Genomic DNA, 4,768 nt, shown 5'->3' with positions numbered 1-4,768 from the left:
GCCGAGCAGGAGATTCACGGCGATCCGTTCGTCCAGCAACTCGTGCGCGATTTCGGTGCGCGCATCGTCGAGGGTTCGGTGCGCCCGCTCTCCGACGCGGCGCCGGACGGCCCGCCGCCGACGCTGCATTGAACTGACCGCCCCGCGACAGGCACAATCACGCCCACACATTGGCCGGCACGCGCCGCGTGCCGGTTTTCACACGATCAAGAAGGAGTATTCCCATGTTGAAAGGCAACCTCGCCGGACTGATGAAGCAAGCGCAGCAAATGCAGGAAAACATGAAGAAGATGCAGGAGCAGCTTGCGCTGATCGAAGTCGAAGGGCAGTCGGGCGCCGGCCTCGTCAAGGTGACGATGACGTGCCGCAACGAAGTGCGTCGCGTGGCGATCGACCCGAGCCTGCTCGCGGACGACAAGGACATGCTCGAGGATCTCGTCGCGGCTGCGTTCAACGACGCCGTGCGCAAGGCCGAAGCGACGTCGCAGGAAAAGATGAGCGGCATGACGTCGGGCCTGCCGCTGCCCCCGGGCTTCAAGCTGCCGTTCTGAGCGCAGCGTCCGTGCCACTCTTTGCTGCCGTATGAAACAGCCGTCCGCCCTGTCCGCTCTCGTCGAAGCGTTGCGCGTGCTGCCCGGCGTCGGGCCGAAATCCGCCCAGCGCATGGCGGTCCACCTGATGCAGCACGATCGGGAGGGCGCGGAGCGGCTCGGCCGGTCGCTGCTGTTCGCGACCGAGCACCTGCAGCACTGCGAGAAGTGCAACACGTTCACCGAAGCGCAGATCTGCGAGGTCTGCAGCGACGAAGAGCGTGATCCGACGCTGCTGTGCGTCGTCGAGACGCCTGCCGACCAGATCATGCTCGAGCAGACAATGACTTACCGCGGGCTGTATTTCGTGCTGATGGGCCGGCTGAGCCCGCTCGACGGGATCGGCCCGAAGGAAATCCATTTCGACCGCCTCGTACGGCGCGCGTCCGACGGTGTCGTCAAGGAAGTCGTGCTCGCGACCAACTTCACGAACGAGGGCGAAGCCACCGCGCACTACCTGGGCCAGACGCTGAAGGCGCGCGGGCTCGCGGTCACGCGCCTCGCGCGCGGCGTGCCGGTGGGCGGCGAGCTCGAATACGTCGACGCGGGCACCATCGCCCGCGCGATGCTCGATCGCCGCACGATGTAAGCCGGGCGCCGCCGGCCGGCGGCGCCGTTCCTCATGCCAGGGAGACACATGAGCACCAGCCAGGGCCCGCTCGCGGGCGTCAAAGTGCTCGAATTCGGAACGCTGATCGCGGGACCGTTCGCGTCGCGGCTGTTCGCCGAATTCGGCGCGGAAGTGATCAAGATCGAGGATCCGAATGGCGGCGACCCGCTGCGCAAGTGGCGCAAGCTCCATCCGGAGCAGGGCGGCACGTCACTGTGGTGGTCCGTCCAGGCGCGCAACAAGAAATCGGTCACGCTCAACCTGAAGGCCGACGCCGGCAAGGCGATCGCGCGGCAACTCGCGCGCGAGGCCGATATCGTGATCGAGAACTTCCGCCCGGGCCTGCTCGAAAAGCTCGGGCTTGGCTACGACGTGCTGTCGGCCGACAATCCGGGCCTGGTGATGGTGCGCCTGTCCGGTTATGGGCAGACGGGCCCGTACCGCGACCGGCCCGGCTTCGGCGCGATCGCCGAATCGATGGGCGGGCTGCGTCACATCACTGGCTATCCCGAGCTGCCGCCGCCGCGCATCGGCATCTCGATCGGCGATTCGATCGCCGCGCTGCACGGCGTGATCGGCGCGCTGATGGCGCTGCATCACCGCAAGGTCAACGGCGGTGCGGGGCAGGTGGTCGACGTTGCACTGTATGAAGCCGTTTTCAACATGATGGAAAGCGTGGTGCCCGAATACGGCGTGTACGGGATGGTGCGCGAGCGCACCGGCGCGTCGCTGCCGGGCATCGTGCCGTCGAATACGTACGCGTGCCGCGACGGCAGCATCGTGATCGGCGGCAACAGCGATCCGATCTTCAAGCGGCTGATGAAGGCGATCGAGCGCGACGACCTCGCGGACGATCCCGCGCTTGCGCAAAACGACGGGCGCGTGCCGCGCACGCAGGAGATCGACGAAGCGATTGCCGCGTGGCTCGCGCCGCGCACGATCGACGAAGCGCTCGTCGTGCTCAACGCGGCCGACGTGCCGGCCGGGCGCATCTACAGCGCCGCCGACATGTTCACCGATCCGCAGTTCGTCGCGCGGCAGATGATCCAGCGCTTCAAGCTGGCCGACGGCACCGACATTCCGCTGCCGAACATCACGCCGAAGCTGTCCGACACGCCGGGCGAAACGCGCTGGCTCGGGCCCGAGCTCGGCGAGCATACGGACGAGGTACTGCGCGGCCTCGGCTACGACGCGCCGGCGATTGCCGCACTGCGCGACGCGGGCGCGATTTGAGCACCCTTGGGCCTGGCGCTTCGCGCCAGGCTTCCGGAATCGAGCGTTCCCCAGCGGGGCGCCGTCGGCCGGGGAAAACCCGGGGCGGCGCGGCGTTTTCCTGAGCACGCGGAACGCCGCACCGCAACGCGGCGGCGCTGCGTGTCCGGGTGCCCCCAACCGTCCATCCGCAGTCGCCGGACTGTCGCTCTCGCGCCATCTTTCCTCGGTTACAATCGCCGGATGCGAATCCTACTCAGCAACGACGACGGCTATCTCGCCCCCGGTCTCGCCGCGCTCAGCGACGCGCTGCAGCCGCTGGCCGAACTCACGGTGATCGCGCCCGAGCAGAACTGCAGCGGCGCGTCGAATTCCCTCACGCTGTCGCGGCCGCTGTCGGTGCAGCGCGCGGCGAGTACGGGTTTCTTCTACGTGAACGGCACGCCGACCGATTCGGTGCACGTCGCGTTGACGGGGATGGCCGACGCGAGGCCGGACCTCGTCGTCTCCGGGATCAACAACGGCCAGAACATGGGCGAAGACACGCTCTATTCGGGGACAGTTGCGGCCGCCACCGAAGGCATCATGTTCGGCGTGCCGGCCATCGCATTCTCGCTGGTCGACAAGGGCTGGGCCCATCTGGCGGACGCCGCGCGCGTCGCCGCGGAAATCGTCGAGCACTATCTCGCGCATCCGCTGCCGGGCCAGCCGTTGCTGAACGTCAATATTCCGAACCTGCCGTACGACGAACTGAAAGGCTGGAAGGTCACGCGCCTCGGCAAGCGTCATCCGTCGCAGCCGGTGATTCGCCAGACCGACCCGCGCGGCGAACCGATCTACTGGATCGGCGCGGCGGGCGAAGCGCTGGACGCCAGCGACGGCACTGATTTTCACGCAGTGGCAAACGGTTTCGTGTCGATCACGCCGCTGCAGCTGGACCTCACGCATACGCAGATGCTGCCCGCGACGCGCGAATGGGCGCGCGCCGGAGGGCGGGCTTCATGAGCGGCGAGCGCGCGAAGCGGTTCCCGCTCGCGCTCGAAGATCTCAAGCGAGCGCCACGCAAGTCGGAAGGTCGGGCCGGCGAACGCCATGCGGCGGTCGCGGTATCGAAGGCCGCCGACAAGCCCTCGGCCGTGCTGAAGCCGGTTGCGGTGAAGCCTGTTGCGGTGCGAACGGCATTGCCCGGCTCCGCCGCCGCGAAACCGGCGACCGCACCGAAGCCGACCGCGCTGAAGCCCGCGATGCCGAAACCGGCCGCGCCGAGCGTCGCGCCGGCCGGTGCGTTTGCGCTCACGTCGGAACGTGTGCGCGAACGGATGGTCGAACGGCTGCGCGCGAACGGTGTGACCGACGCGCGCGTGCTGGAAGCGATGGCCGCGGTGCCGCGACACATGTTCGTGGATCCTGGGCTTGCGACGCAGGCTTACGAGGATTCGGCGTTGCCGATCGGCCACCAGCAGACCATTTCAAAGCCGTCGGTCGTCGCGCGCATGATCGAGCTCGCGATGGCCGGCCGCACGCTCGAGCGCGTCCTCGAGATCGGCACGGGCTGCGGCTACCAGGCCGCCGTGCTGAGTCACGTGGCGCGCGACGTGTATTCGATTGAACGCATCAAGCCGCTCTACGAGCGCGCGAAGCTGAACCTGCGGCCGCTGCGTGTGCCGAACATCCGTCTGCACTACGGCGACGGGCGTGTCGGCCTGCCGTCCGCGGCCCCGTTCGACGCGATCGTGATCGCGGCGGCGGGGCTCGACGTGCCGCAGGCGCTGCTCGAGCAGCTCGCGATCGGCGGGCGGCTCGTCGCGCCGGTCGGCGCGCAGAGCGGGCAGCACCAGGTGCTCACGCTCGTCGAGCGCGTCGCGCACGCGCAATGGCGAGAGTCACGGCTTGATCGCGTTTTCTTTGTCCCTTTAAAATCCGGAGTAATTTGAAACCGATGAGTATGTTGCGCGCGATGCAAAACAACCGTTCCAGGGAACCGCTCACGCTCGCCCAGCGCGCGATCTGTGTAGCTGCGTTCTCCACGCTTCTGGCCGCCTGTGCGACGCGGCTCGACAACGCGCCCGTCGTCGATCGCTCCGGTTCGCTCGGCACGACCGGCACCGCACAGCCCGCCGCGCCGCTCCCCCCGGCGCCGCCGGGTTATTACCGGGTGAAGCCGGGCGATACCCTGTACCGGATCGCACTCGAAAACGGGCAGAACTATCGCGACATCGCCGCGTGGAACAACCTGGTGAACCCGAATCAGATCGAAGTCGACCAGCTGCTGCGCGTTTCGCCGCAGGCCGGTGCCGCCGTTGCGGGCACGCAGGTCGCCGCGCCGATCGCGGGCGCCGCCGTTGCGACCGCGCCG

6 protein-coding genes and 1 pseudogene are annotated in these 4,768 nt (G+C 68.0%); all 7 read left to right on the top strand.

The features are described from left to right. A pseudogene (locus tag G3N99_RS42170) lies at window positions 1-132 on the top strand (DNA polymerase III subunit gamma/tau); the annotation flags it as partial. A 92-nt stretch (window positions 133-224) separates the two neighbouring features. Beyond that, window positions 225-551 carry a YbaB/EbfC family nucleoid-associated protein gene (locus G3N99_RS34815; protein ID WP_014896896.1) on the top strand — a complete coding sequence of 109 codons (327 nt, stop codon included), beginning with the start codon at window positions 225-227 and terminating at the stop codon, window positions 549-551. Between the two features lie 31 nt (window positions 552-582). Then, window positions 583-1,179 (top strand): recombination mediator RecR, encoded by a 597-nt coding sequence (recR, locus tag G3N99_RS34810; protein WP_006478665.1) that lies wholly within the window; start codon window positions 583-585, stop codon window positions 1,177-1,179. Between the two features lie 48 nt (window positions 1,180-1,227). Next, window positions 1,228-2,433, top strand: coding sequence for a CaiB/BaiF CoA-transferase family protein (locus tag G3N99_RS34805; protein WP_174946427.1), 1,206 nt, complete (start codon window positions 1,228-1,230; stop codon window positions 2,431-2,433). Window positions 2,434-2,655: 222 nt separating this feature from the next. Continuing rightward, entirely contained in the window at window positions 2,656-3,417 is a 762-nt protein-coding gene (gene surE / locus G3N99_RS34800; RefSeq protein ID WP_174941095.1) for a 5'/3'-nucleotidase SurE, read from the top strand. After that, window positions 3,414-4,346: a protein-L-isoaspartate(D-aspartate) O-methyltransferase gene (locus G3N99_RS34795; protein ID WP_174946423.1), complete on the top strand. Its 933-nt coding sequence runs from the start codon at window positions 3,414-3,416 to the stop codon at window positions 4,344-4,346. Before surE ends, G3N99_RS34795 begins: the two co-directional genes overlap by 4 nt. Before the next feature lie 5 nt (window positions 4,347-4,351). Next, a partial coding sequence (locus G3N99_RS34790) for a LysM domain-containing protein (RefSeq protein ID WP_206124635.1) occupies window positions 4,352-4,768 on the top strand: 417 nt, incomplete at its 3' end.

This window comes from Burkholderia sp. Ac-20392, assembly GCF_017104585.1.
In the GTDB taxonomy this organism is placed as follows: Bacteria; Pseudomonadota; Gammaproteobacteria; order Burkholderiales; family Burkholderiaceae; genus Burkholderia; species Burkholderia lata.
The sequence above is the reverse complement of the archived record's forward strand: the minus strand, read 5'-3'. Positions and strand labels throughout refer to the sequence as shown.

Coding starts and splice junctions, on each gene's coding strand:
- G3N99_RS34815 (WP_014896896.1), top strand. CDS start 225: ATGTTGAAAGGCAACCTCGCCGGACTGATGAAGCAAGCGCAGCAAATG.
- recR (WP_006478665.1), top strand. CDS start 583: ATGAAACAGCCGTCCGCCCTGTCCGCTCTCGTCGAAGCGTTGCGCGTG.
- G3N99_RS34805 (WP_174946427.1), top strand. CDS start 1,228: ATGAGCACCAGCCAGGGCCCGCTCGCGGGCGTCAAAGTGCTCGAATTC.
- surE (WP_174941095.1), top strand. CDS start 2,656: ATGCGAATCCTACTCAGCAACGACGACGGCTATCTCGCCCCCGGTCTC.
- G3N99_RS34795 (WP_174946423.1), top strand. CDS start 3,414: ATGAGCGGCGAGCGCGCGAAGCGGTTCCCGCTCGCGCTCGAAGATCTC.